The 23752-nt window shown below is 33.1% G+C and carries 25 protein-coding genes; 7 read left to right on the top strand and 18 right to left on the bottom strand.

Features of this window, described 5'->3' with window-relative positions:
- Positions 1-36: 36 nt before the first annotated feature.
- The 9 genes from O5O44_RS05635 to O5O44_RS05675 all read right to left on the bottom strand — a co-directional run bounded on the left by O5O44_RS05635 (position 37) and on the right by O5O44_RS05675 (position 7712).
- Positions 37-558, bottom strand: a complete 522-nt coding sequence (locus O5O44_RS05635; protein ID WP_289196086.1) for a hypothetical protein — start codon at positions 556-558, stop codon at positions 37-39.
- Positions 559-668: 110 nt separating this feature from the next.
- Entirely contained in the window at positions 669-1319 is a 651-nt protein-coding gene (locus O5O44_RS05640) for a hypothetical protein (protein WP_289196087.1), read from the bottom strand.
- A gap of 182 nt (positions 1320-1501) precedes the next feature.
- The gene (locus O5O44_RS05645; RefSeq protein WP_289196088.1) at positions 1502-2236 is read right to left on the bottom strand and encodes a hypothetical protein; all 735 of its coding nucleotides are present in this window, start codon (positions 2234-2236) and stop codon (positions 1502-1504) included.
- A 276-nt stretch (positions 2237-2512) separates the two neighbouring features.
- Complete coding sequence (locus O5O44_RS05650) at positions 2513-3202, bottom strand: hypothetical protein (protein ID WP_289196089.1); 690 nt, start codon at positions 3200-3202, stop codon at positions 2513-2515.
- Between the two features lie 40 nt (positions 3203-3242).
- On the bottom strand, positions 3243-4127 hold the full coding sequence (locus O5O44_RS05655) for a hypothetical protein (protein WP_289196090.1): 885 nt from the start codon (positions 4125-4127) through the stop codon (positions 3243-3245).
- 50 nt (positions 4128-4177) lie between these two features.
- The gene (locus O5O44_RS05660; RefSeq protein WP_289196091.1) at positions 4178-4723 is read right to left on the bottom strand and encodes a GNAT family N-acetyltransferase; all 546 of its coding nucleotides are present in this window, start codon (positions 4721-4723) and stop codon (positions 4178-4180) included.
- A 238-nt stretch (positions 4724-4961) separates the two neighbouring features.
- Positions 4962-5393 carry a hypothetical protein gene (locus O5O44_RS05665; protein WP_019387095.1) on the bottom strand — a complete coding sequence of 144 codons (432 nt, stop codon included), beginning with the start codon at positions 5391-5393 and terminating at the stop codon, positions 4962-4964.
- 275 nt (positions 5394-5668) lie between these two features.
- Positions 5669-6274, bottom strand: coding sequence for a DinB family protein (locus O5O44_RS05670; RefSeq protein ID WP_289196092.1), 606 nt, complete (start codon positions 6272-6274; stop codon positions 5669-5671).
- A 223-nt stretch (positions 6275-6497) separates the two neighbouring features.
- Positions 6498-7712, bottom strand: coding sequence for an RsmB/NOP family class I SAM-dependent RNA methyltransferase (locus O5O44_RS05675; protein ID WP_289196093.1), 1215 nt, complete (start codon positions 7710-7712; stop codon positions 6498-6500).
- A gap of 105 nt (positions 7713-7817) precedes the next feature.
- On the opposite strand from O5O44_RS05675, the gene O5O44_RS05680 reads away from it, so the two are divergent.
- Entirely contained in the window at positions 7818-8909 is a 1092-nt protein-coding gene (locus O5O44_RS05680) for a WD40/YVTN/BNR-like repeat-containing protein (RefSeq protein WP_289196094.1), read from the top strand.
- Positions 8910-8923: 14 nt separating this feature from the next.
- Here the strand turns inward: O5O44_RS05680 and O5O44_RS05685 are convergent, their stop codons facing one another.
- From O5O44_RS05685 to O5O44_RS05715, 7 genes are all read right to left on the bottom strand, one after another.
- Positions 8924-9364: a hypothetical protein gene (locus O5O44_RS05685; RefSeq protein WP_289196095.1), complete on the bottom strand. Its 441-nt coding sequence runs from the start codon at positions 9362-9364 to the stop codon at positions 8924-8926.
- Positions 9365-9375: 11 nt separating this feature from the next.
- Positions 9376-9885, bottom strand: coding sequence for a hypothetical protein (locus O5O44_RS05690; protein ID WP_289196096.1), 510 nt, complete (start codon positions 9883-9885; stop codon positions 9376-9378).
- A 42-nt stretch (positions 9886-9927) separates the two neighbouring features.
- Complete coding sequence (locus tag O5O44_RS05695) at positions 9928-10470, bottom strand: RNA polymerase sigma factor (RefSeq protein WP_019387102.1); 543 nt, start codon at positions 10468-10470, stop codon at positions 9928-9930.
- Between the two features lie 303 nt (positions 10471-10773).
- Entirely contained in the window at positions 10774-12609 is a 1836-nt protein-coding gene (locus tag O5O44_RS05700) for an ABC transporter ATP-binding protein (RefSeq protein WP_289196097.1), read from the bottom strand.
- A gap of 80 nt (positions 12610-12689) precedes the next feature.
- The gene (locus O5O44_RS05705) at positions 12690-14420 is read right to left on the bottom strand and encodes a phospho-sugar mutase (RefSeq protein ID WP_289196098.1); all 1731 of its coding nucleotides are present in this window, start codon (positions 14418-14420) and stop codon (positions 12690-12692) included.
- A gap of 253 nt (positions 14421-14673) precedes the next feature.
- Positions 14674-15624 (bottom strand): glycosyltransferase family 2 protein, encoded by a 951-nt coding sequence (locus O5O44_RS05710; protein WP_019387105.1) that lies wholly within the window; start codon positions 15622-15624, stop codon positions 14674-14676.
- 38 nt (positions 15625-15662) lie between these two features.
- On the bottom strand, positions 15663-16193 hold the full coding sequence (locus O5O44_RS05715; RefSeq protein ID WP_289196099.1) for a DUF4199 domain-containing protein: 531 nt from the start codon (positions 16191-16193) through the stop codon (positions 15663-15665).
- A gap of 157 nt (positions 16194-16350) precedes the next feature.
- Between O5O44_RS05715 and O5O44_RS05720 the strand changes: the two genes are divergently transcribed.
- Positions 16351-16602: a type B 50S ribosomal protein L31 gene (locus O5O44_RS05720; RefSeq protein WP_019387107.1), complete on the top strand. Its 252-nt coding sequence runs from the start codon at positions 16351-16353 to the stop codon at positions 16600-16602.
- Positions 16603-16746: 144 nt separating this feature from the next.
- The gene (locus O5O44_RS05725) at positions 16747-17922 is read left to right on the top strand and encodes a GlmU family protein (RefSeq protein ID WP_289196100.1); all 1176 of its coding nucleotides are present in this window, start codon (positions 16747-16749) and stop codon (positions 17920-17922) included.
- 63 nt (positions 17923-17985) lie between these two features.
- Here O5O44_RS05725 and O5O44_RS05730 read toward each other — a convergent pair whose 3' ends face one another.
- Positions 17986-19605, bottom strand: a complete 1620-nt coding sequence (locus tag O5O44_RS05730; protein WP_289196101.1) for an ABC transporter substrate-binding protein — start codon at positions 19603-19605, stop codon at positions 17986-17988.
- An 88-nt stretch (positions 19606-19693) separates the two neighbouring features.
- Here O5O44_RS05730 and mtaB point away from each other — a divergent pair, with 88 nt between their 5' ends.
- Together mtaB and O5O44_RS05740 are read left to right on the top strand one after the other, a co-directional pair.
- Positions 19694-21019, top strand: coding sequence for a tRNA (N(6)-L-threonylcarbamoyladenosine(37)-C(2))-methylthiotransferase MtaB (gene mtaB / locus O5O44_RS05735; protein ID WP_289196102.1), 1326 nt, complete (start codon positions 19694-19696; stop codon positions 21017-21019).
- Positions 21020-21127: 108 nt separating this feature from the next.
- Entirely contained in the window at positions 21128-21655 is a 528-nt protein-coding gene (locus O5O44_RS05740; RefSeq protein WP_289196103.1) for a hypothetical protein, read from the top strand.
- 52 nt (positions 21656-21707) lie between these two features.
- On the opposite strand, the gene O5O44_RS05745 is transcribed toward O5O44_RS05740, so the two are convergent.
- Positions 21708-22004: an N-acetyltransferase gene (locus O5O44_RS05745; RefSeq protein ID WP_019387112.1), complete on the bottom strand. Its 297-nt coding sequence runs from the start codon at positions 22002-22004 to the stop codon at positions 21708-21710.
- 118 nt (positions 22005-22122) lie between these two features.
- Here O5O44_RS05745 and O5O44_RS05750 point away from each other — a divergent pair, with 118 nt between their 5' ends.
- Together O5O44_RS05750 and O5O44_RS05755 are read left to right on the top strand one after the other, a co-directional pair.
- Positions 22123-22788, top strand: coding sequence for an alpha/beta hydrolase family protein (locus tag O5O44_RS05750; protein WP_289196104.1), 666 nt, complete (start codon positions 22123-22125; stop codon positions 22786-22788).
- A gap of 36 nt (positions 22789-22824) precedes the next feature.
- Positions 22825-23751, top strand: coding sequence for a lytic transglycosylase domain-containing protein (locus O5O44_RS05755; protein WP_019387114.1), 927 nt, complete (start codon positions 22825-22827; stop codon positions 23749-23751).
- Position 23752: the final 1 nt, after the last annotated feature.

Below are 23752 nucleotides of genomic sequence, written 5' to 3' on the forward strand. Positions count from 1 at the left end.
TTTAATTAGTTATAATTTATTCCAGCAAAAGTTATTTTATAAAACTTTGTCAGTTTTCAGTTTTTCAAAAATAGTTTTGGCCGATTTTTCCGCGAATAAAGCAGGTCCGAAGGAGCTATTTGAATTAAATGTTGCTTTCCAGACTTCCTTTTTGGTTGTAACATCAATTCCAGTTAATTGATATGTAGCCGATTGGAGACCTCCGTTGTAATATGATAAATTTGTTGGCTTAAAAATCAAAACAATGTCTTTTTGGTCGGTTCGAACGGCGTTATCTATTTTTGAATTTACATCGTCGTTTTGATTAAGCGCAAGTTTTTGACTTCCTTGTTCTACGAGCAAAAATTCAACTTTCTTGTTATCATTGTTAAATTCAATCTCTAATTTTTCCTCTAATTTTTCTGAAAAATTCCTAGTACTATTTTTTTCAAATGGAATAACAATGAGTGGGTTAGAATATGGTTCTTTTATTGCTGAACTATCTACTACAGATTTAATGGATACGCCACAACTTATTAATATAATACTAGTTAAAAATAAGGTAATCAGTTTTTTCATTTTGTTTTCTTTTAATAATTATTATCGTGTTTGTAGTTTAAAAGTTAGATGGTTAGGTGATAGGAGTTTTAGAAGTAAGCTAAAACTAGCAATTTTTTTTTTATACGGTGTTACCCAACGTTTTTATTCTTTTTCCTTGTTAGTTTTCGTAATAATAGAATTCCTCCAATGATTAAACCAATTATCAGCAAATAAGAAATTATTTTTCCAAAAATAAACCCACTTTCATACGTAGAATTGGTCTCCTTCTTTTTAGGTTCAATTACTTTTTCGGCAGATATAGAAATTGAATTAAGAAACTTGTCTTTATTGATGGAAGCTAATTGCTTATTTTCTTTAAAAGTCCAAAATTCGTAGCTAATAAAATTATTATTCACTACAAGGATTCGTTTGTGCCTTAAATTCGGAAGTTGTGGATTAGAATTTGCTATATAAGATAGTTCCATACCTTTAATTTCGTTCAATTGAAATTCTTTTTTTTCTAATAGCTCACCATTTACAGATTCTAAAGCTCCAGATATAACGCCTTGATAAAATTCTGGCAATCGAGATTCTGTTATTTTTGGATTTCCTAAATCTTTAATCGTTACCATATATACTCCAATATCATCTGAAGTAGAATAGTAAATACTACCATTTGAATTTGTTTTTTCAGGTGAGATTGGAAATTCAATCGAAGCAAAGTCAGTTAATTCAGTTTTTGACCATTCTTGACTAAAACAAAAGTTGGTAATTAATAAAAGTATTATTAAGTGTCTCATAAATATTTAGTTGTTCAGTTTTCGGTTTTTTCTCAAAAGTTGGGTAACGGTTCGTGTAAGGATAGTTGCGTGGTTAAGTAACCAACTTAACAAAAATGGAACGAACCAGAGGAAAATCCGCAGGATTTTCCGAGTAGGCAAGAACCAAGCAATTATTTTTACACTTTGATATAAATAGTTTTTTAAAAATCAATTTCAAATGTTTCTACTGTGACGTTGTCAATATCATCGTAATTAACAATCTTTTCAGGAAGTCCATTGCTATTATAATCGTACTGAAAGCTATTTGAGTTTCCTGCATTAATATCCATTGCTTTAACCAAATTATTTTTTCCTAAAAAGAGTTCCCTTAAGTTGATATGTGGTCTATTTGCTCCATGGAAGGTTGTAAGAACAATTTGAATTTCATTAAAAGAATCAATATTTTTAAAAGGAGTAAACTTTTCTCCATATTGATATTCTAAAATAATTGAGTTAGTTAAATCTTCTATTTTGGTAATGTTACCATTCTCAATTGTCAGTTTTTCCGAAAAAACATATTCGTAAACATCACTACTATTTTTGAAATAATGATTTCTGGTTATTGAATTCTCTTGATACTCCAAATCAGTTCTGACATATTCATTAGAATTTTCTCCATACCAAAAGTAATAACGAGTGAATCTGTTTTGAGAATCATACTCCAAATCATATTGTCCATTTATATTTTCAAAATCAATTTTGACTAAATTCGTATTGTCGTAATAAAATCTGTCAATTATTGTTGAATGAGAACCTGTCAAAGTACTAATTTGATTGTTCATATATTCCAAACTATAATTAGCTGTGTTTTGTTGATCTACAATTCTAATAGCGTCTGGTAAATTATTCTGTAGTTCCGAAATTTCCTCATTATTATTGGAACAAGAAAAGAGCAAAATGAATGCTAAAATGTATAATATCTGATTTTTTTTATTCATGGAATTTGTCTCAAATTATTTGTAACATGTTTTAAATCAACCTCAATTACTAATACCCGCCAAACAAGTCAAGATAAAGCAACTTCAGTAAAAGTTTCACACAATAAATATAAACAATTTTTCCTACAAATAAAATCTAAAAATCCTGATAGTTTCCCATCAGGATTTTAAATACTGTGATCAAGCCGGTTAGCAATTTTTTATGGCAAGACCGTTTTGTAGAACTGTTAACTTTTATTCTATTTTAATTTGCCCGCAAGGTATCAAAGTGTGGTATTTTGCAGCTGCAACGCTAACGCCGTAAACCAAATTTATAGGCTTGTTTTGGAGTTTATAATTGTTTTGAGACGCTACCTTAAAAAATGGGGCGTCTTGGTCTTGCCCTTCAACAAATAACTTTGCCCGGGTTGCGCCATCAATAATTTGGCTTTTTAATAGAATGCCAATATAAAGGGTTTGCTGGTCTTGTGGCTCAATTGCTGTTGAAAGCTCATACTGGTAAGGGTCTCCAGATTCAAACAGCGCTTCAAGTCTCGCACCGAAATTGAAGGTGTCTTGTATGGTATCGGGCGTGTACTTCTCGGGAACTAAAAAGACCTGAAACACAATGGTTGAATCGGGTAAAAGCCCTATGGGACTTTTAGGGAAATTGAGATCTAAATGTACTGGTTGGCTGGCGTTATTGAGAACTTCTACTCTAAAAACGGTATACCTAAAATTTTCCCCTTTGGAATTTTGATAGGCACCTCCTCTTGGGCCCGTGTTTAGTATCCGAATACTATCAGTTTTTTCAATCTTCTCTGTTTGGATGCTCGTTTCAGCATGAATGTCTGCTTGCTGTTGTGTTACTGGTTCTCGGTCTTGTGTTTGTTTGCAAGAGGCGAGCATAAGTAATACGAACATGTAATGATAGAAGTATCTCATGGTTTTTTAGTAGCCGCAAATTTTAACTGTTGTTGTAACCTTAATTTATATTTAATTCAGTCGTGATATTTATTTCCTTTGCCGAATTTTTATCTTTCAATGTTGCAGTTAATTTACAAGGATTATTTAAGGTGCCTTTAGCTAAAGTTAGTTTAGCGGTTATTTGATTTTTTAAATCTTGAGGATTTACACCTGTTTCCTCGTAAGCACTTAATATATTCGGACTTGAAAGTATTACATGGCCACTGCTATCAACTAAGTCTACAGAAAAAATAGGAAATACCTTTTCGTTCGTTATTTCTAAACCTTCAATATCGTCTAGAATTAAGATAAAAAGATGTTCAAAACTTATATTATTATCAAAAACGGGTTGTTTTAGGGTATCATTCCACAAATAAATATTTGAGTATTCAATACCATTGTTTTTTAGGTCTAATAAGTCGTTTGGTTTTACTGTAAACGGCAATTCGTAATTAAATTTTCCTTTGCCTTTTTTATCTGTAATTTCTATAAATACTTTATACTTTTCGTTGTTTTTATTTGGTAAGGCTGCACTGAAAGTGGCTTGTAATTGAAGTGGTGAAAGCTCGGTTCCAGCATTTAAACTCTTAAGTAAGTTCGGGTAGGCAAGCATGGTGTCTTTCTCATTTTTTACAATATACATGGCAAGCTCAGGAAATGTTTTTCCGTTTGCTTTGGTGAGTCCGGAAACGTTATCGAACAAAAGGTTGACATGTTCACCAAACATGAATTCATTTCTATTGTCGGTTTCTCCGTTAACCTCTATGGCAATATCATCAACGCCAATGCCATCACCTCTGGAATAGGCACCAGTTGTTACATCTTTATTTACGGATTGGTTGAACTGGCAAGAACTCAATGTTACAAGTGCTATTAATAAAATGAATATTCTAAGTGTTTGCATTTTGTTTTATTTAGTGTTTCTAGCCGTTATTTTATAACCGCCAGTTATGGTTATACATTATTGGTAACGGGCTTTTCGTTGTCCAGTTTCTTTATCATGCGATGCATGCCTTTTAGTTCGGCTTTAAAATAAGGCACGTCTAAAATGGTTTTACTATGAAAATTGAAACCGAGCTTTTCATAGAACGCAATGGCATTTGCATTGGTGTCTATCACGCACAGAAATATATTTTTATAGTCTTGTGCCTTGGTTATTTTTATAATTTCAATCAATGCTAATTTCCCGATTCCCATGCCTTTGTATTCCGGAAGCACATAAATTTTTTCCAATTCTACTGCGTTTTCTATTTCAAAAGTTTTGTGCTCTTGGTTTCTAATTTTTATAAACCCGACATGGTTTAATTCATGTGTGATAAAATAGTATGCAGTTTTTGTATCCAACAGATCGGATGTGAGCCTTTCAATACTAAATTCTTTATCTAAGTACCACTCAAGGCCACCTTCGTTCCAATGGTCATAAAAGCTTTTGGAATAGGCTTCAATGCAGATTTTTCTCAGTTTGGTAATGTCTGTTATGTTGGCTTTCTGTAATTCCATTTCGGATTTTTCAGCTTGTTGCTGAACGTGTTCCTTCGTTTTTTGTGTTTAGCTCTTTGCGAAGAATCAGCTATGATTTTCCGTCGTAACCGAAAGATAGCAAATTGCAATGAATTCCGATAAGGTATTTAGCAGCAAAGAGCCATATACGGTGTTGGCTATAGTATTATTGATTTTGAATAAGAAAAGGCTATCCAATAAAAGACAGCCTTTTTAGTAATTTATATGTCAACTGTAATTAGTTTCCAGCGCTTAATGAATAACTTCCGTCTCCATTAAAAGAAGTAAGTGTAATGGTAACGGTCCAATTTCCTGGTTCGCCTGAACTAGTTACACCGTCGATACTATCTGGTTCGGTTCCACCATTTAGAGTCCTGTCAAGAACTACAGTGCCGTTAGCATCTGCGACAACCATTTGAAAAACGCCACCAGCAGTAGCAGTGATATCAGCATTATAGTCGGCTGTTGCCAAATTATTTGTCCAATTAATTGTTCGGGAAGCATCTCCACCATTTCCGGTAAAATCTCCTCCTATATCACCAGAAGGTCCTTCGTTTACAGTGATATTTGCAGTTGGTCCATCATCATCATCTGAACAGGATGTAAATGTTCCAATAAAAAGTGTCAATGCGGTTAACATTGTAAGTAATTTGAAATTTGGGGTTTTCATAAGATTTGAAATTTATTTTGTTATCTATTATAATATAAAACAATTAAGTCTATAAAATGCCTAGCCCGTGAAGGTAATAATTTTAAAATAAATCTTTATTACTTTAATAATCAGATAGTTTATTTTGGTAATTTCTGTTGAAATTGCAACCAAGGTTGTTGTAAATAGTTCCGTTGTTTGTTTAAGCAGCTAATTTTACAAAAGTTCTCTAATCAGTGGGGAATTTGCCGGATTTTTAGAAATAAACGAAGTCAGGTCATTGCTTTAAGCCTTAGTTAGCTGATAGATTCTTTTATCATGAGTTGATAGGTTTCTTTTGATTGCTGAAAGTGTCGCTGTTCGTGGGTTACAATAATATCAAATGCCGTTTCTAATTTATAGACTAAATTTTTGTTTGCTGGCGATGAGATGATGGTTCCTTTTTCTATCAAATCTCTTGAATACTCAATGATTTGTTGGAGTTCAGATTGGTGTGCTTTGAATCTATCAAGAATCCCTTCAGGTATTGCACTTTTTGATGGTTCCCAAATTGAAAATGTTTTCATTTTCTTTTTCCTATCTGGCTGAACCGCTTGTAAAATTGTTTTACCAAAGAAGGCAACTATAAATCCAAATTTTGCAATAAACGGTTTTTTATATTTCCCATTGCGAATAGATTCAATAATTGGAAAATAGGTTTTATTTATTACTATTAAATGCTCTATATTTTGCGCAATACTCCAAGTGTTAGCATTAGGTTTCCAATTTAATTGTTCCATACTTAAACCACCAAAAGTGTCTACAAAATTTTGAGTGTTCTCTTCTATTTGTTTACTCCAGTTTTTCATAGCCATAGCTTTTTTGTTTTCCCACTCTTGCAAAAGTTCTAATTGGTGAGCCATCTGCATTTTCTGTTTATTGAGGAATTCAGTTACCCGCCAAAAAAGTCAGGATAATGCAACTTTAGCGTGAGTTGTATCCAATAAATATAATCAAACTTTCCTACAATAAAAATCAAAAAATCCTGATAGGTAACTATCAGGATTTTAAATACTGTTATGAGATATGTTAAGTGTCTAAACTATAATTACACTCTGCTATTTGTATCAATAAACATTGCAAAATTTAAGCTTTACGCTCCATTAGGGCCATGTAAAACCCATCGTATCCGTTTTCGTGGGCCAATATTTTTTTATCTTTTACTAAGGTAAAATTAGCACCGCCTTCAGATTTTAAAAAGGCTTTTACTTGGTTTTGGTTTTCAGAGGGTAATACCGAACATGTGGCATAAACCAATTTACCTTGTGGTTTCACCATTCTAGAGTATTGTTGCAACACTTCTTGTTGGGTAACACGAATGCGGTCTAAAAACTCAGGTTCTAGTTTCCATTTGGCATCAGGATTTCTGCGTAAAACACCTAAACCCGAACATGGCGCATCAATAAGTACACGGTCTGCCTTATCGTAAAGTTTTTTTATGGGTTTTGTAGATTCAATCACTTTCATATCTATATTATGAACTCCATTTCGTCGCGCTCTTATTTTTAGCTTTTTAAGTTTACTTTCGTAAATATCCATAGCAATAATTTGCCCTTTATTTTCCATTAACGAGGCAATGTGCAAGGTTTTTCCGCCGGCACCAGCACAAGTGTCAACCACTTTCATACCTGGTTTAACATCTAAAAATTCGGCTACCAGTTGCGATGAGGCATCTTGTACTTCAAACAGTCCGTTTTTAAACGCATCGGTTACAAAAACGTTAGCACGTTCTTTTAATTTTAATGCAGAATCGTAACCTTTGATTGCTTCGGTTTCAATGCCTTCATCAAAAAGTATATTCTGTAAGTCTTCTTTGGTGGTTTTTAAAGTATTGGTTCTTAAAATAACTTCGGCTTGCTCGTTTTGCATTGCTATTTCTTTGGTCCATTTGGCTTCGCCTAATTCGGCTAAACCTACTTCGTCGATCCAATCTGGAATAGATTCGCGCAGTTTTCTCACTTTGGTAAGCTCATCAAAACGACCTTTTATTTTTCGTGTTGGTGTGTTTTCAAAATATTTCCAATCGGGTAATTTAATACCTTTTAGGGTGGCCCAAACCGCAAATAGACGCCATAAATTATCACGATCAAAAGGCTCTTTAACTTCTGCAATTTCAGCATAAAGGCGTTTCCAACGTACAATATCGTAGGTGGTTTCGGCAACAAAGCCTCTATCTCTCGATCCCCAACGTTTGTCGCGCTTTAAGAGTTGCTGAATAACTTTATCGGCATAGTGCCCTTCATTAAAAATAAGGGTTAATCCGTCTATAACTGCAAAGCAGAGGTTTCTGTGTAATCGCATGATGTTTTAAATAAGGCTGCAAAGTTACGTTTTTAAATGTGTATTTGTTTAAACGTTTATTAGTTAATTGGTTTAGCTTTTCTATTTTTAAGGAAATTTAAATTTATGAAACAGGTTGTCTTAGTCGTTTTGTTAGTTGTTTTTTTGTTTTCCTTTAAAAATGAGAACATAATTAAGCATAGAAATATTTCTAAAGTTGAAATTGAAACATTGGTAGAAGATTCTACTTTAGATGTAAGAGCTTTAGAAATCATTAAGGCTGAATTTACGGGTCCAATATATTTAACGTCTAAAGGTGTATTAGGAATAATAATGCCCAATGTACTCTATCGGCATGTTGATTCATTAAAAAATAAAACCATTTATAACCATACTGTTAACCTATCGACTGATTCGCTTCAATTAAACTTTAGAGCTTTGGCGGTAACAAAGAAGAATGGATTTGGCATTACAATTGGAAACCCTGCATTATTGTACAGTTTAGATGCCGATTTAGAAAAAAACAAAATTGTTTATCAAGAAAATCATGATAACGTTTTCTATGATTCTCTAGAATTTTGGAATGAAGAAGAAGGCATTGCAATAGGGGATTCTATTGATGGTTGTTTAAGTGTGATTATTACTAGAGATAGCGGATTTACCTGGACCAAACTCTCATGTGACCAATTACCAAAAGGCACTGAAAACGAAGGGGCATTTGCTGCTAGTGATACGAATATTGCTATTGTAGGAGACAATACTTGGGTAGCAACAACTGCTGGTCGCGTATATTATTCACCAGATAAAGGAAAAACTTGGGAGGTTTTTGATACGCCTATAGTTAAGGAAAAAGATACGGAAGGGATTTATTCTATTGATTTTTATGATGCGTTAAATGGTTATGCTATTGGAGGTGACTACACGAAGGCAGACGATAATGCAGCCAATAAAATAAAAACTACCGATGGTGGAAAAACATGGCAATTGGTAGCGCAAAATCAAAATCCAGGATACCGCAGTTGTGTTCAGTACATGCCGAATAGAGAAGGCAAGGAGCTCGTTGCAATTGGGTTTAAAGGAATTGATTATAGTAATGACGCTGGCGAAACGTGGAAGCATTTAAGTGACGACGGGTTTTACACCATTAGGTTTTTAAATGATAGTATTGCTTATGCTGCTGGTGCTGGCAGAATTTCGAAACTTTTGTTTAAAGAATAAAAAAAAGAGAAAAATTAATTTCTCTCTCTTTTAAGTTTTTTAAATTCCTCGAACATTTTCCTTTTAAAATCGTCTTCTGCTGTTTTTAGCAAAATCACTTTTTTTGGAGGAAGTATTTTTAATATTTTCTTTGAAAATTCCATTTTAAGCTCGTGCATTTCATTTTCAGCATTATTAATTCTAGTAATAAGTTTACTTGCTTCAGCATTAGTCATGGTTTCAATTTTCTCGTCAATTTCTTTTTTAATACCTCGAAGCTCATTGTATTTAATGTTAGCTCTTTTTGATTCAAAAGCATTATAAATTGGCCAAAATTCTTGTGCTTCTTTTTCTGATAAATCTAATTTTTCAGTAATAAAAGCAACTTTAAGCGCCTTAACACGGTCTCGATTTTTGTGTTGAGCCGTTAGGTTTAACGATATTAATAATAGTAATATAGGGACTAATTTTTTCATTTTCATATGTTTTAATCTAACAATAACGATTCAATATCGGCATTGTTTAATAGGTATTCTTCAATATTAGATTCGCTAAAATCATGATCAATACTTACGTGTTGTTCAATTTCATCTTCTGTAAATAAAGCAGCAATATCATCATTAGTGCTAAAATATTCTTCCATAAGGTAATTTTCAACAACATTGGTTTCTAAATTATCAAATGAAGGGTTCTTATCAAATACCGAAAGATTGAATAGCAATAAAATTGCAGCGGCAACACCAGAAATATAAATTAAGTTTCTCTTACTGAAAAGCGGAATGACTTTCGTTTCTTTTCTTTCAGCATGCTTTAATAAAGTCTCTGCTTGGAGTGATTCAAAATATTCTTCGGGTACTTTAAACCCTGTTTTTTTAATGGTATTTAATGTACTTTCAGAATCTAATTTACTAAAAACTTTTTCATCAAAAGAACTAAAATAGTCATCTGGAGCTTTAAAGCCCGTAGATTTTATATTATGTAAGTCTTTATTTTTCATTGTTTTACTTGTGCTTCTTTGACTAAAAAATTACCAAAAGGTTTAATTGTGAGTTAAATAGGCTTCAATTTTTTTTGTTGCAATGTGGTAAGACGCTTTTAAGGCGCCTTCACTTGTGTCTAATATTTCCGCCATTTCTGAATATTTAATATCCTGAAAATATTTCATATTAAAAACCAATTGTTGTTTTTCGGGTAACGTTGCTATAGCTTTTTGTAATTTAATTTGGATATCGTCGCCTTCAAAATATACATCTGAATGGAGATTGTTTATCGCTAGTTCCTGTACTTCTTGATTACTAACTTGTAATTGTTTGGCTTTCTTGTTTATAAAAGTTATCGATTCGTTTGTTGCAATACGATACATCCAAGAAAACAATTTACTATCGCCATTAAATTGGTTTATGTTTCTAAACACTTTAATAAATGTGTTTTGTAACACATCGTCGGCATCGTCATGCGATTTCACAATATTACGGATGTGCCAATACAAACGTTCTTTATAGAGCTCTAATAGCTCTTTAAAGGCTTCGTTTTTATGGTTTTCTGATTTAAGCTTCGTTAAAAATTGTGCTTCGTCAATCACGAACAATTGTTTAGTCTTTAGACTCTTAAATATACTAAAAGTTTAACCCCGTATATTTAAAATTTTGCTAAAAAAATAACTTATTGGTTATCAGAAAGTTAATTAAATTATTATCGATGAAATGCATTAAATAAACGATTAAGTGTAATTTTTGTTGTAAGATTAGTTTTTATGTTTTATGTTTGTAATCGAAACCTACTTATGTTGTTAGTCGTCCCCAAGTCTAACAAAAACCAAACGAAAAAGGATAGAAACCCAAATCTCTATCCTTTTTTTTATTTCATAAATTTGAACGTGCTTTTTCTATTCGAAACTTTGCATTTCTACTAATTTGTGGTAGACGCCTTTTTGAGCAATAAGTTCGTCGTGTTTACCTTGCTCAACAATTTCACCTTTGTTAAGAACCACAATTTTATCAGCTTTTTGAATGGTAGATAGCCTGTGCGCAATAACAATTGAAGTTCTGTTTTTCATCATATTCTCTAGTGCTACTTGCACGAGACGTTCACTTTCTGTATCTAAAGCTGAGGTGGCTTCGTCTAAAACCATAATAGGCGGACTTTTTAAAACAGCCCTAGCAATACTTAAGCGTTGCTTTTGTCCGCCAGAAAGTTTACCTCCAGCATCGCCAATATTGGTTTCTATACCATTCGGTAGATCTTTAACAAATTCCCAAGCATTGGCAACTTTTAATGCCTCTATAATTTCGTCGTCGGTGGCATCTTTTTTACCAAGTTTCAAGTTATTCTTGATGCTATCATTAAATAATATGGCTTCTTGAGTTACAAGACCGAGTTGCTTTCTCAAGGAACTTGTTGTGATATTATTAATGTTTATACCATCAATTAATATTTCACCTTCATTAACATGATAGAATCGGGTAATGAGATTAGCTATAGTAGACTTTCCGCTACCAGATTGTCCAACTAAAGCAACAGTTTCTCCTTTTTTAATATCAAGTGATAAGTTTTTTAGAACGTACTCATCCTGATATTTAAACGAAATATTTTTAAATGCGATATCCGAATGGAATCCTTCTATTTCAATGGCATTTTCTTTATCCTTTAACGGGTTTTCAGTATCGAGTATTTCCTGAATTCGTTCTGCTGCGGCACCACCTTTTTTAATATTATATATGCCTCGGGTAATGGCTTTTGCAGGCGTTAGAATTTGATAAGAAAGTGTCATATAAACCAAAAATGCGCTACCATCTAATATAGTATTGGCATCGTCGCTAAGTACAAGATTGCCGCCATACCACAAAATACCGGAAACCATTAAAATCCCCAAGACTTCGCTGGTTGGTGATGCCAAGTTTTGACGGTTTAATAACTTATTTGAAAAGTTGTAAAATTTATTGGTAGATTCTTGAAACCTGTCGTTAAATTCTTTTTCAGAATTAAAGCCTTTAATAATGCGTAATCCTGTTAATGTTTCTTCTAATGTTGAAAGAAATACACCTTGTTCTTTTTGAACACGACCCGATTTTCGTTTTAAACTTTTTCCAATTCTGGATATTACAAAACTCATGATTGGAATGAATATAAAAACGAAAAGGGTTAATTGCGGACTTATTATAAGCATTGCAATTAAGGTGAAAATAATGGTTAATGGTTCTCGAATGATGATTTCTAAAACGGGCAGAAAAGAATATTGTAAATCGTTAACATCGCCTGTAACTCTTGCAATAATATCACCTTTACGTTGTTCTGAAAAGAATGATAACGGTAATTCTACAGTTTTCTGGTACACCTTATTTCTAATATCTCTGATGACACCATTACGCAAAAACACCATAAAATAGTTTGCTAAATACCCTGCAATATTTTTTAGCAGAAACATAACAACAATAAGTAGGATAACAAAAAGCAAAGCTTTTGATTTATCGCCACCTGTAAAGTCATGCATGTGATAGATTAAGTAGTCTTCTGCGAAATCTCCAATGTCGTTAAGATTTGTAAATTTCGGAACCGTAGCTGGAGGTTGCTTTTTTTTATCGAAAATAACATCAAGCATGGGCTTTAACGCTATAAACGACAACGTACCAAATAATGCGTAAAAAATATTAGAAATAATGTGTCCTAGTGCATATTTCTTATAAGGTTTAGCATATTTAAGAATGTTAGTAAAATGACTCATTAAATAAAATACGTCTGTTTATAAAACATGCTTTTATGTTACCATAAAAGCATGTGAATGTTGTGCAAAGATACGAGTTATTATATTAACTTCATGTCTTTTAAAATAGCGTCAGCCTTAGCATCTAGCATCGATTCTGTTTCCTTAAAATCATTAACAGATTTTAGTGGTGCGTTAACACTTACGTAGAACTTAATTTTTGGCTCTGTTCCACTTGGTCTTAATGCCACTTGACTACCATCTTCTGTGTAGTAAATAATAACGTTCGATTTTGGAACATCAATTTTAGATTCCTTACCGGTTTGCATGTTTTTGGCTATTGATAAATCGTAATCTTCAATTTTTAATACCTTCGATCCGTTGATAATTTTTAATGGGTTTTCACGAGCATCAATCATCATTTGTTTGATTTCTTGAGCACCTTCAATACCTTTTTTTGTAAGCGAGACTAATTTTTCTTTGTAAAAGCCGTGTTCTACATAAAGCTTAACAAGCTCGTCGAAAAAAGAACTACCGTTAGATTTTGTAATAGCGGCAATTTCGCAAGCTAAAAGTGTAGAAGTTACAGCATCTTTATCTCTAACGAAATCGCCAACCATAAATCCGAAACTTTCTTCACCACCACCAATAAAAGCAAGTTCAGGATAATCAACGATTAATTTCGCAATCCATTTAAACCCTGTTAAAACTATTTTGTTATCTACGTTGTATGCATCTGCAAGCTTTGTAAGCATTGGTGTAGACACAATTGTAGTGGCAATAAACTCTTTACCTTTTATTTTACCTTCTGCTTTCCACTGCTTAAGCAAGAAATCAACCATCATCACCATAGTTTGATTACCGTTAAGCAATTGTAAGTTTCCATCAGAATTACGAACCGCAACACCTAATCTATCACAATCAGGATCGGTACCTATTACGATATCCGCACCTTCTTTTTCAGCAAGTTCAAGTGCCATTTTAAGAGCGGCTGGCTCTTCAGGGTTTGGTGATTTTACCGTTGGAAATCCACCATCTGGAACTTCTTGATCTTTAACAATCGATACATTTTTGTATCCTGCACGTTTTAAGGTTTCAGGAACAGCTGTAATTGAAGTACCGTGAAGTGAAGTGAAAACAATTTTTAGATTGTCTTTGGCATTTTGAGTAGCCCCAACACAGCCATTTTTAACTGATGCATCAATAAAGGCATCATCGATATCTTTACCGATATAATGTATTAGGTTGTTATTAGCTTCAAACTTTACATTAGCATAATCAATTTGATTAATCATACTAATAACTGCGCCATCATGAGGAGGTACTAATTGCCCACCATCTTTCCAATACACTTTGTAGCCATTGTATTCTGGCGGATTATGTGAAGCTGTTAAAACAATACCACAGTGGCAGTTTAAATGTTTTACAGCAAATGATAATTCTGGAGTTGCACGTAAATCTTCAAACAAATAGACTTCTATGCCGTTTGCTGAGAACACATCGGCAACTACTTTTGCAAGTGTTTTACTATTGTGTCTACAATCATAAGCAATGACAGCTTTTGGTGTTTCGTTTGGAAATTGTTTATGTAAATAATCACTTAAACCTTGCGTACTTTTTCCTAATGTATATTTATTAATTCGGTTTGTGCCTACACCCATAACACCGCGCATACCACCTGTTCCAAATTCTAAATCTTTGTAAAAGCTTTCTTGGATATCGGCAGGATTGTTGGCTATACTATCTTTAATGAGGTTTTGTGTATCGGCATCAAACGATGGTGTTAACCATGTATTTATACGTTTTAGGATTGCTGGTTCAATGTGTATCATAATGTTAGAATAATTTGTGATTCAAAAGTAATGAATTGTGAGAGAATACTCTTAAATAAATTACGTTTTGAAGTTGAATATTTAGATTTATTGATTGGTAAGATAAAATTACTAATTAAATTTGAGATTTGTTGGGTGTTTTTCATTGCGTTAGGGATTGAACGGTATGTTTGATCTCGATTAGCATAGGGAGAGTAGTGATAGTCCGACCCTTATGGTAACCTGCCTACCGGCAGGCAGGCGCCAAAAAAAATTAATTTAAATTTAATTCATCTTTTACCAAGTAGCGTTTTTTGTCTGTTTTATTACGTAAAATGAGTTCACCTAAGAATCCTGCCACGAAAAATTGTGTACCAATAATCATAGTTGTAAGGGCGATGTAAAATTGCGGACGTTGGGTAATTAATCTTCCAGATGGATTTAAAAATAACTTGTCGATTCCTAAATAGGTCGCAAATATAAAACCGATGGCGAACATGATGAAACCCAAAGCGCCAAAGAGATGCATGGGGCGTTTGCCAAAATGAGACAAAAACCAAATGGTGATTAAATCTAGAAAACCGTATATGAAACGATTCATGCCAAATTTGGTTTGACCATATTTTCTGGCTTGATGTTGTACCACTTTTTCACCTATTTTATTGAATCCTGCGTTTTTTGATAGCAGCGGAATATAGCGATGCATTTCGCCATTAACATCGATGTTTTTTATAACATCACTTTTGTAGGCTTTGATACCGCAATTAAAATCGTGTAATTTTACTCCAGATGTTTTTCTTGCAGCCCAATTGAATAATTTTGAAGGTAAGTTTTTAGAAATTACCGAGTCGTAACGTTTCTTTTTCCAACCAGAAACCAAATCGTAATCTTCGTTTACGATCATGTTATAAAGTTCTGGAATTTCGTCCGGATTGTCTTGTAGATCAGCATCCATAGTGATAACAACGTCGCCATTGGTTTTAGAAAAACCGGCATGTAACGCTTGAGATTTACCGAAATTTCTAAGGAAACGGATGCCTTTTACGTTGTTGTTTTTAGAAGCAAGTTGCGTAATGGTTTTCCAAGAGTTATCAGTACTACCATCATCTATAAAAATAATTTCGTACGAAAATTGATTGGATTGCATAACATTTGCAATCCAATCGTGTAATTCTGTTAAGGATTCTTCTTCGTTTAGTAGTGGTATAACTACAGATATATGCATTTAGAATAATTTCAAAATAATATTCAAAAATACTGAAATTATTCGGCGTCTGGGTTACTTTTTTTCATAACTGCCGCTACAATTAAACCAATAATACTAAAAAGGACCAATTGACCTGCTAGGTTTTTTAAAACGCCAGCAATTCCAAATTGATTTTGAGCCTCCATTTTTTCAACGGTTTCATCAATAACTTCAACAGGTGTATTAAATCCTTCCATCATTTGTACCGTTTGCTCTATGGTCTTTTGCTTTAGAGTTTCGGCTGCATCAGTATCAACAACGTTAAAAATTAAAAAAGAAACAACGGTACTTATTAATAGGCCTAATAGAATCGTAATAAAATAAGAGGTAAATGCTTCTTTAAAAGAAGCAAATCCACCCTGGGCTTGTTTTACTTTAACAATAGATATAATACCAAAAACAATAATAACAATGAGTAGGGTGATGCCTAACCACATGTTTGTAAGTAATTCTAATTTAACAGCATAAGCTAAAACTGTTACAGCGGCTAAAAGAACACCTAAATAAAGGCCGTAATTTGTGGCAATTGATTTTAAAGATTTTTCCATAATTAATAAATTAATTTGTTAGTTGACTAGTTAGTATTCAAAGATACTAAATCGTTACACTTGTATTGAAAATAAAAAATTATAAAAAGTATTGCGCATTTATAAAAAATACTTAAATTTGCACTTCCAAAATTGAAAGAATAAAAAGCATTTAGCGATGAGAAAAGGTATACATCCAGAAAATTATAGAATAGTAGCATTTAAAGATATGTCTAACGACGATGTGTTTTTAACAAAATCTACTGCAAATACTAACGAAACATTAGAAGTTGACGGTGTTGAATACCCACTTGTAAAAATGGAAATTTCTAGAACATCGCATCCTTACTACACTGGTAAATCTAAATTAGTAGATACAGCTGGTCGTATTGATAAGTTCAAAAACAAATATTCTAAATTTAAAAAATAAATTTAGTATTATTCTATATAGAGAAAAGCCTTCATATTTAAATGTGAAGGCTTTTTTATTATATACAATTCATCTATTTTTGTTTAAACCATAAGTTTTAAGAAATAGCAAATAAAACTTTTAACTTCAACTATTCGCTTTCATATGAATTATATCCTTTTTGATGGTCCGTCGCGTAATAACTTATTGCCTTTTACATTTACAAGACCCGTTGCCGATATTCGTGTTGGTATTCTAACCATAAGAGAAAAGTGGGAGGCCTTTTTAAAAACAACCACTACTACGGTTACCGAGGATTATTTGTCTGATAAATATCCAATGGTAGAAATGGATGAAAACATTATGATTAATGCATCGTATCTGCCAAATTTAGAGTTGGTAGAAATGGTAAGGGATTTAACAGAAAACCAAGCCATTTTTTCTGGTGAAGATGTTGTTGCTTTTTTTACGAAAGAAGCTCAGGATGATATTAACTTTGATACTTATGAAGCAATAGAATTAGCAGATGATATCATTAAGATAGAAAACACCTGGGATATCTTCTCAAAAAATGGTGAAGCCATTCAAGAAGATTTTGCCCTTTTAACCAAAGAGAACACGTCGCAACCAATACCATCTAGCAATAATGTTATCGCGCCAGAAAATATCTTTATTGAAGAAGGTGCAAAGCTTGAATTTGCAACATTAAACGCCAGTACTGGACCAATATATATAGGAAAAAATGCCGAAATAATGGAAGGCGCGATTATCCGTGGGCCATTGGCACTTTGCGAAGGTGCGGGTATTAAATTAGGTGCCAAAATTTACGGATCTACTACTGTGGGGCCTTTTAGTAAAGTTGGTGGAGAAGTTAACAACTCTGTTATTTTTGGATATTCAAACAAAGGTCATGATGGATTTTTAGGAAATTCTGTTTTGGGCGAATGGTGCAATTTAGGTGCAGACACTAACAATTCAAATTTAAAAAATAACTATGCCGAAGTGCGCCTTTGGGATTATCAAACTCAAGGTTTTGCCAAAACAGGACTGCAATTTTGCGGCCTTATGATGGGCGATCATAGCAAATGCGGCATTAATACCATGTTCAATACAGGAACCGTTGTGGGTGTAAGTGCTAATATTTTTGGCAGCGGTTTCCCGCGTAATTTTGTGCCAAGTTTTAGTTGGGGAGGTCATAGCGGATTTACAACCTATCTCACAAAAAAAGCCTTCGAAGTTGCCACGGTGGTTATGGCTAGACGAAATGTTGAGTTTTCAGACCAGGACAAAGCTATTCTCGAGCATGTTTTTGAAGAAACCAAACAATATAGAAGAGATTAAAATTTGGGCGTTGCCTTATATAAAAGATGGGATAAACTATACAAGTAGAAATATACCAAACGACTAATCTTTTCTCACGTACCTTAAATCCAATAAATTAATAGGATTGGTTCCTAAGCCTTTTACATTTTTTCTTGTAAAGCGTATCACTTCATCATAATACAAAGGCACCATAATGGTTTTTTGCATCGCTAAAGAATCAATGGTGGTATATAAGTGTTTTCGTTTTTCAATATCGGTTATCGTAAATGCTTTGTTGTACAAACTATCTACAAGAGCGCTCTTATAATGAAAGTAATTGGAGCCATCGGGTGCGAAATTTTTACTGTAAAATATCGATAAGTAGTTTTCAGCATCTAAATAATCAGCAACCCATGAGCTTCTAAACATATCTACTTTGCCGTTCGATCTTGCCGATCTTAATGTAGATTCGGGCATCACGTCCACATTAATGGTTAAGCCTGTTTTTTCAAGTTCACGCTGTATAAATTCACAAAAACTTAGGTAGCTGCTAGAAGTGACTAAGGTAATTTCAGGATTTATGATTCCGCTTTCCTTTTTAAATTGTTCTACCAGTTGTTTGGCTTTTTCGGGTTGGTAAGTAAACCCAATTGTTGTATTGTGCCCCGGTAATCCTTTCGGGATAAAACCGCCATTCGCAGGATTGCCAATACCGTTTCTTAGATAAATCATCATTTTTTTTCTATCAAAACCATAGTTAATGGCTTTCCGTATCAATTCAGATTTAATTTCTGGTGTTTCAGAATCCAAATAAAATCCCAGGTATTCAGTATTCAAATATGGGCCACGAATCATATCTACCGTTTCAGCATATTTAGCCCTCAATTTTCCATCGGCAGTTAAAAGTTCGTCTTTATAGGAGGCATCCAAACTGTTCAAGAAGTCAATATTCCCTTGAGCGAATTGTAAAAATTCACTTTGTTTATCGGGTAAAAAAGTAATAGCTACAGCCTCTAAATAAGGGAGTGACATTCCTTGCTCATCAGTTTCAAAATATAAATTGTTTCGTCTAAAAACCAATTTAATATTTTCTTCCCAACGCTTAAATTTAAATGGGCCTGTGCCAATGGGATTCGACCTAAAATCGGTGCCGTAATAATCAGCAACTTCTTTTGGTACTACCGAGCAATATTTCATGCTTAACAAACCTATAAATGCTGGAAATGGTTGTGTTAAATTTATTTCAAAAATAGTATCGTTAACTGCTCTAAAATTCGCTACTTTATTTAATACCCAACTTCCAGGGGCTGCAATTTTTTCATCTTTTAGGCGATTCAAACTATAGGCGAAATCATTGGCTATAACCGTTCTTGTTGAGTCCTTTCCAAACAATTCATGTTTATGAAAGTACACATCGTTACGTAGATTAAAGGTGTATGTTAAACCATTCTCTGAAATAGTCCAGTTTTTTGCAATCGACGGTAAAATATTTAATTCACTATCCAGCTGAACTAACCCATTAAACAGTTGGTTGCATACCCAGGTGTCTTGTAGAGTTCTGGAAAATGCAGGGTCGAGGGTGTTTATGTTGGCGTGTTCGTTGTATCGAAATACTAAGTGGTCTCTATCGATCTTTGATTTTTTGTCACACGAAAAAAACAAAATGATAACGCAACTAATTGATAAATAAGTAATTGATCGACTTAAAATTGGTTTTATCATGTAAGTAATTAGTTGTAAATTTGCAGACTTTTAAATGTAAAGATAAATTTTTTAACCTTCCTGATGCAAACTCAGGATGATAAAAATAATGAATAAAAAAGTTGCTTTTTATACTTTAGGTTGTAAACTGAATTTTTCAGAAACGTCTACCATTGCCAGAAGTTTTAATAGTGAAGGTTTTGATAGAGTTGATTTTTCTGAAAAGGCAGATATTTACGTTATAAATACCTGTTCGGTTACAGAAAATGCCGATAAGCGATTTAAAACTATAGTAAAGCAAGCCCAAAAGGCAAATCCTGATGCTTTTGTTGCTGCGGTTGGTTGTTATGCACAATTAAAACCACAAGAATTAGCCGATGTTCATGGTGTTGATTTGGTTCTTGGAGCAACTGAGAAATTTAAAATTACGGATTACTTAAATGACCTTTCTAAAAACGACTTTGGCGAGGTGCATTCTTGTGAAATTGAAGATGCCGATTTTTACGTTGGTAGCTATTCCATTGGTGATAGAACACGAGCCTTTTTAAAAGTACAAGATGGGTGTGATTATAAATGTACCTATTGTACCATTCCGTTGGCAAGAGGAATATCTAGAAGCGATACCATGGCCAATGTATTAAAAAATGCGCAAGAAATTTCGAAGCAAAATATTAAAGAAATTGTGCTTACAGGCGTCAATATTGGTGATTATGGAAAAGGTGAATTTGGAAATAAAAAACACGAACACACCTTTTTAGATTTAGTTACCGAATTAGATCAAGTAGAAGGAATTGAGCGCTTGCGAATTTCGTCTATCGAGCCTAATTTATTGAAAAACGAAACCATTGATTTGGTGTCAAAATCGAGAGCCTTTGTGCCTCATTTTCATATTCCTTTACAATCAGGAAGTAATGCTATTTTGAAAAAAATGAAGCGTCGCTATATGCGTGAATTGTATGTGGATAGGGTAGAGAAGATAAAAGATGTGATGCCTCATGCTTGTATAGGAGTAGATGTTATTGTTGGTTTTCCGGGTGAGACTGATGAGGAATTTCTTGAAACTTACAATTTTTTAACGGAACTAGATATTTCATATTTACACGTCTTTACTTATTCAGAAAGAGATAATACCGAAGCGGCTACAATGGAAGGTGTTGTGCCAAACAATGTAAGAAGTAAGCGTAGCAAAATGTTACGAGGGTTATCTGTAAAAAAACGTCGTGCTTTTTATGAAAGTCAGTTGAAAACAAAAAGAACGGTATTATTTGAAAGCGAAAATAAAGAAGGATTTATTCATGGTTTTACTGAAAACTATATTAAAGTTAAAACGCCATGGAATCCGGAGTTGATTAATACCTTACATCAAGTAGAATTAACTGAAATTGACGCCGATGGTTTAGTGAGATTTGAGTTTAATAAGCTGTTTATGAATTAATTGAGGTCATTTTAATCTAATAAACCTTGATTTTAAGCCCTTTAGCCTATTAATTATGCAATTAAAACAATCGCTATTATTTTTACTAGTAATTAATCATGCCCCAAAATGAATAAGATAATTTTTAACCTCTTAGCTATCCTAATTTTAGTTTGTTTTACCAGTTGCTCTTCTGATGACAATCAAGAAACAGATAGCAATCCATTAACAGGTGTTTGGGAATTAACGGCTTGGAATATTGACGGGGGTTTTGATGTTAATAATGATGGCACAGTGAATACAAATCTTCTAAACGAGATAGACTGCGCGAGAAATGAAACTCTATTTTTTGATGATAATGGTGTAGTTTCGTTAAACACGACCTTCAATCCAGACTTAGACATTATTTTATTAGATCCTTTATTGAATCTATATAGTTTTAATGTTACATGTGATACTGAAGGTATTATTAGTCTAGCAACTTCTTATACAAGGTCTAGCGAGATAATTTACGTTGGTGAAATAGAAGCGTATTATGATGGTACTGAAATTTCAATTGTTTTTGAAGACAGACTTGAAGTGTATAATGCAGATCTTAGCGAAATAGTAGAGACTAAGGATTTAACTTTAGTCTATCAGAAAAATAAAACACTTTAAAACAAAAAAGCCGAAACTATTAGTTTCGGCTTTTTTGTTTTTTTTAGAAAAATTAAATTCTAACTCCAACAGGGAGCATACGTTTGTACTTTCTGTTACTCCTAACAAATTTAGCAATTGCAGGACATGTAGGCATAACGCTTAAGTTACGCGATTCAATCTCTTCAAATACAAGTGATAAAAATTCTTTTTTGAATTCTTCATTGTTAATTGTATCTGGAATAATAAGTTTGGTTAAAAAAATCTTTCGCTCTTGTAATGAATATTCGATTTTTGCTAAATCATTATCAATTTTAATTTCAAATTGACGTAAAAAATCATTGTCAATTAATTCTGCAGCTTCAACCATAATAATTTAATGTTTTAATTCTTTAGGAAATCCGTAATAGTGAGTACTATTTCTATAACTTTGTGCAAAAGTACGAAAAAAAAACGACATTTTAAAGGGAATTAAAGGTTAATGCCTTATGGATCAAGAGATAATACATGTGTATTTCATGCCTGGAATGGCAGCAAGCCCAAAAATTTTTGAGCATATTAAATTGCCCGAAACTCAATTTAAAATCCACTTTTTAGAGTGGCTTATTCCTTATAACAATGAGTCATTGAGTGATTATGCGTTAAGGCTTTCAAAGAATATAAAGCATGAAAATATTGTATTGTTAGGGGTGTCTTTTGGTGGTGTTTTAGTTCAGGAAATGAGTAAATATTTAAATGTTAGGAAGCTCATAATTGTTTCAAGTGTTAAAACTAAAAATGAATTACCCAAGCGTATGCTTTTAGCTAAAGCAACCAAGGCTTATCTGTTGGCACCAACTAGTTTGGCAAGTAAAATTGATGTGTTTGAAAAATATGCATTTGGTAAAAATATTGTAAAACGATTAGAACTTTATAAAAAATATTTGTCTGTAAACGATAGCAAATATTTAAGTTGGGCTATAAAAGAGATGGTATGTTGGAATCAAGAAAATTGTCATGAAGAAATTATACACATTCATGGAGATAAAGACCCAGTTTTTCCTATTAAATATATTACGAGATGTATTGTGATAAAAAATGGAACTCACATAGTTATTATCAATAAATATAAATGGTTTAATGAAAATTTACCTAAACTTATTTTAGATAGCTAAGGTATTTTTTTTTAATTTTAACCAAAACTTATAAAAATGAAGATAATACAGAAAGCATTGGCGATGGTGGGATTATTAAGTTTATGTGCCTTATTTATTTATGCCCTACAAGATGCTCCTACCGATGAAAATTTTGAAACGAAATTAATTAATGATTATAACATTTATGCACTTCAGATTCCAGAAGATTTGAGTTTTGCAGGTGAGCCTGTACCACTTCAAAATCCTGATATTTTAGAGCGTATGGATAGAGAATTATTAGTTAATACCTATTGGCAATCCAACGGCTTATTAATGTTTAAGCGGGCCAAAAAATATTTTCCAATTATTGAGCCTATTTTAGCTAAACACGGCGTACCAGATGATTTTAAGTATTTGGCTGTAATAGAAAGCGGACTAACAAATGCAGTGTCTCCGGCGGGAGCCAAGGGCGTTTGGCAAATTATGCCAGCTACAGGAAGAGAAAATGGATTAGAAGTTAATAGTAATGTGGACGAACGTTATCATTTAGAAAAGGCTACTGAAGTGGCCTGTAAATACATTTTAAAAGCAAAAGAAAGTTTAGGTTCGTGGACTTCGGCTGCAGCTGCTTATAATGCTGGAAATGCTGGAATTTCAAGACGACTTGAAGAACAAGGTGTTACTGATTATTATGATTTGCTTTTAGGCGAGGAAACAGGACGTTATTTGTTTAGAATTGTAGCCTTGAAAGAGATTTTATCGAATCCAAAAAAATACGGATTTAACTTTAGAGAAAAAGATTTATATACCAATATTCCAACCTATAAAGTTGAAGTGGATACTGCTGTGACTGACTTTACTCAGTTTGCAAAAAGATTTGGAATCAACTATAAAATTTTAAAACTGCACAACCCTTGGTTACGTGAACCACATTTAAATAACCGTAGCAGAAAATCATATTTAGTTGAAATCCCAAAAGAGGGTTTCTACTCTTATAATTAAA

The organism is Algibacter luteus, assembly GCF_030344935.1.
Taxonomy (GTDB): domain Bacteria; phylum Bacteroidota; class Bacteroidia; order Flavobacteriales; family Flavobacteriaceae; genus Arenitalea; species Arenitalea lutea.

Excerpts from the sequence above, each read along its gene's own strand:
- O5O44_RS05700 (WP_289196097.1), bottom strand. The coding sequence starts at position 12,609 with ATGAGTCATTTTACTAACATTCTTAAATATGCTAAACCTTATAAGAAA.
- O5O44_RS05670 (WP_289196092.1), bottom strand. The coding sequence starts at position 6,274 with ATGGCTCACCAATTAGAACTTTTGCAAGAGTGGGAAAACAAAAAAGCT.
- O5O44_RS05655 (WP_289196090.1), bottom strand. The coding sequence starts at position 4,127 with ATGCAAACACTTAGAATATTCATTTTATTAATAGCACTTGTAACATTG.
- O5O44_RS05650 (WP_289196089.1), bottom strand. The coding sequence starts at position 3,202 with ATGAGATACTTCTATCATTACATGTTCGTATTACTTATGCTCGCCTCT.
- O5O44_RS05705 (WP_289196098.1), bottom strand. The coding sequence starts at position 14,420 with ATGATACACATTGAACCAGCAATCCTAAAACGTATAAATACATGGTTA.
- O5O44_RS05660 (WP_289196091.1), bottom strand. The coding sequence starts at position 4,723 with ATGGAATTACAGAAAGCCAACATAACAGACATTACCAAACTGAGAAAA.
- O5O44_RS05640 (WP_289196087.1), bottom strand. The coding sequence starts at position 1,319 with ATGAGACACTTAATAATACTTTTATTAATTACCAACTTTTGTTTTAGT.
- O5O44_RS05745 (WP_019387112.1), bottom strand. The coding sequence starts at position 22,004 with ATGGTTGAAGCTGCAGAATTAATTGACAATGATTTTTTACGTCAATTT.
- O5O44_RS05740 (WP_289196103.1), top strand. The coding sequence starts at position 21,128 with ATGAATAAGATAATTTTTAACCTCTTAGCTATCCTAATTTTAGTTTGT.
- O5O44_RS05725 (WP_289196100.1), top strand. The coding sequence starts at position 16,747 with ATGAATTATATCCTTTTTGATGGTCCGTCGCGTAATAACTTATTGCCT.
- mtaB (WP_289196102.1), top strand. The coding sequence starts at position 19,694 with ATGAATAAAAAAGTTGCTTTTTATACTTTAGGTTGTAAACTGAATTTT.
- O5O44_RS05730 (WP_289196101.1), bottom strand. The coding sequence starts at position 19,605 with ATGATAAAACCAATTTTAAGTCGATCAATTACTTATTTATCAATTAGT.
- O5O44_RS05750 (WP_289196104.1), top strand. The coding sequence starts at position 22,123 with ATGGATCAAGAGATAATACATGTGTATTTCATGCCTGGAATGGCAGCA.
- O5O44_RS05690 (WP_289196096.1), bottom strand. The coding sequence starts at position 9,885 with ATGAAAAATAAAGACTTACATAATATAAAATCTACGGGCTTTAAAGCT.
- O5O44_RS05665 (WP_019387095.1), bottom strand. The coding sequence starts at position 5,393 with ATGAAAACCCCAAATTTCAAATTACTTACAATGTTAACCGCATTGACA.
- O5O44_RS05675 (WP_289196093.1), bottom strand. The coding sequence starts at position 7,712 with ATGCGATTACACAGAAACCTCTGCTTTGCAGTTATAGACGGATTAACC.
- O5O44_RS05720 (WP_019387107.1), top strand. The coding sequence starts at position 16,351 with ATGAGAAAAGGTATACATCCAGAAAATTATAGAATAGTAGCATTTAAA.
- O5O44_RS05710 (WP_019387105.1), bottom strand. The coding sequence starts at position 15,624 with ATGCATATATCTGTAGTTATACCACTACTAAACGAAGAAGAATCCTTA.
- O5O44_RS05755 (WP_019387114.1), top strand. The coding sequence starts at position 22,825 with ATGAAGATAATACAGAAAGCATTGGCGATGGTGGGATTATTAAGTTTA.
- O5O44_RS05685 (WP_289196095.1), bottom strand. The coding sequence starts at position 9,364 with ATGAAAAAATTAGTCCCTATATTACTATTATTAATATCGTTAAACCTA.
- O5O44_RS05635 (WP_289196086.1), bottom strand. The coding sequence starts at position 558 with ATGAAAAAACTGATTACCTTATTTTTAACTAGTATTATATTAATAAGT.
- O5O44_RS05715 (WP_289196099.1), bottom strand. The coding sequence starts at position 16,193 with ATGGAAAAATCTTTAAAATCAATTGCCACAAATTACGGCCTTTATTTA.
- O5O44_RS05680 (WP_289196094.1), top strand. The coding sequence starts at position 7,818 with ATGAAACAGGTTGTCTTAGTCGTTTTGTTAGTTGTTTTTTTGTTTTCC.